This is a genomic window from Bathymodiolus platifrons methanotrophic gill symbiont (assembly GCF_002189065.1).
Lineage (GTDB): Bacteria > Pseudomonadota > Gammaproteobacteria > Methylococcales > Methylomonadaceae > Methyloprofundus.
Map to the genome: position 1 here is coordinate 1 of NZ_BDMN01000504.1, position 1,927 is coordinate 1,927.

Annotated in this window: 2 protein-coding genes and 1 pseudogene; all 3 read right to left on the reverse strand. The window is 37.4% G+C overall.

Features of this window, described 5'->3' with window-relative positions; all coding sequences use genetic code 11:
- Positions 1 to 40: 40 nt before the first annotated feature.
- Positions 41 to 313 carry a hypothetical protein gene (locus tag CDZ78_RS19910; protein ID WP_087868120.1) on the reverse strand — a complete coding sequence of 91 codons (273 nt, stop codon included), beginning with the start codon at positions 311 to 313 and terminating at the stop codon, positions 41 to 43.
- Positions 314 to 478: 165 nt separating this feature from the next.
- Positions 479 to 787: pseudogene (locus CDZ78_RS19915) on the reverse strand (transposase); the annotation flags it as partial.
- A 176-nt stretch (positions 788 to 963) separates the two neighbouring features.
- On the reverse strand, positions 964 to 1,635 hold the full coding sequence (locus CDZ78_RS19920) for a phage integrase N-terminal SAM-like domain-containing protein (protein ID WP_087871517.1): 672 nt from the start codon (positions 1,633 to 1,635) through the stop codon (positions 964 to 966).
- Positions 1,636 to 1,927 lie beyond the last annotated feature (292 nt).

A 1,927-nucleotide genomic window follows, 5' to 3' on the forward strand; every position in this document is an offset into this window, starting at 1 on the left:
CCTGCTGTATGCTGTTGAAGAATATCTAAAAAGTCTTGATCTATTCCACTGTATTCAGGGGTAGAGGTCTTTTTTTTCGACCGCCTCCAGGTTGTCTGATTCCTGTTATATCCAGTTCTAATTCGGTGAGTTCTTTTTTTCCTTGGCGGATAGTTTTTGGGTCACACTCTAATAAAGCTGAAATATAGTTAACGCCACCATGAGATAATTTTTCACTTTCAATGGCGGCATACCGTCGCTTATTTTTTTCACAAAGTGAGTCATAAAATTTCTTCATCGACTTTTCGATATTTTTTTTATAAGGAAATGACATAAGACAACCACTGAGTAATAAATTAAGATAACCTTAATTTAGGGGAGATATTTCATTATTCAAGCTTGGCTGCTTCAGGAAGTTATTTCGTGCACATTCCTAAAATAAACCTCGATACACCAGCATTGTGTATTTCAGCTACTCAATAATTGGGAAACTTCAGTTTAGCAGGATGTGAATCAGTTTAATCACGCCCTTGCTATTGGGGTGTAAAAAGCCAAAGTTCCGCGCACGGCGAAAGCCTTTAGGCAAAACATGTTGCAATACCAGCCAGAGAAAATCAGCCCCCGAAACTATTTTGGTTATATAGCGTTTGGTTTTACTGTCTTGATAGCGGTATGTTACTTTGCCATCATGGCAGGATAAAATATCCTTTTCACGAATCACACCACGGTAAAGGTATCGACCCAGGTAAATCAATGCTTTATCGCGTGCGCCAACAAACTTACAATCAACTACCCATGTTTTCGGAATCCAATCACAATCACAATCAAAGGGGTCAGAGTTATTGATATTGTTGTTTTGTTGGGGTAAACTTAGTTTAAAATCATTGATAAGGCTATATTATGGTTTGATTAGCACGCTTAAATCGACTTGGAATTCCTCAGACATACAAGGGACAGGGTAGAAAGTCTGAAAATATAAAAAAATCAATTACACTGACCCCTTTTATTTTCCTTGCGTGATAGTGCAAAGGGCAAATAAATAGCACCATGACCATCCTTTAAGTCTTGCTCGTGAATCGCCTTAACCCGCTCCAAATGATTGGTTAACAGTGGTATCAGGCTTTCAGAAAAAGGGGTAACCCTATCTGATAACCCTTTTCCATTGCGCACAGTTATCTGTTTAAATCCGTAATCAATGTCTTGTACGCGTAGACGCACAGCCTCGGTAATTCGTAAACCACCACCATACAATAACTTTACAACTAAATCTGATGTCCCCTCTAAAAAAGCGAGAACCAGTTTAACTTCTTCCCGTGTCAAAACCACTGGAACTCGCTTTTCTTTGCTTGTTCTTGCAGCATCCACACCCTCTAAAGGATGTTTCAAAACCTGTTTATACAAAAATACCAGAGCATTAAAAGCCTGGTTTTGTGTTGAAGCCGCTACATTAGCTTGTACTGCTAAATGAGTTAAAAAATCCTCAACTTTTTTCTCAGGATCAACCAGTAAGGACTCTCTTTCTTGCAAGTGATGAAAACGTATAAAACGCATAATCCAATCACAATAAGCACGTTCAGTATGAATCGAGTAATGTAAGCGCCGAAAAATGCTCCGTGTTTCCTCTAGTAAATTCTTTTTAGGTTTTTCAATTGACATAGATAATAAACCAAACTATAAATAGATTAAGTTTTCTTGTTAATACGCCTGTTTTTCTGAATATTATCAATTATAGAGGCAATTTGACAGGATAATTTTGATAGCAGGGAAAACTGCCTGATTTTAAGATCAATACAGTGGAGGAATAGGGGGAAAGTACAGGATATTGATATCCTGTATAATATTCTTGTTTACGTGGTGAATATCTTAGGTATCAGAGAAAGGTTGCCTGCTAATAATAATGTTAGGAATAAGCACGAAACAACTTCCCGATATTAATTATTCTTGAGGA

Bases quoted from the DNA above. Each gene is read 5' to 3' on its own strand.
- CDZ78_RS19910 (WP_087868120.1), bottom strand. From the start codon at position 313: ATGTCATTTCCTTATAAAAAAAATATCGAAAAGTCGATGAAGAAATTT.
- CDZ78_RS19920 (WP_087871517.1), bottom strand. From the start codon at position 1,635: ATGTCAATTGAAAAACCTAAAAAGAATTTACTAGAGGAAACACGGAGC.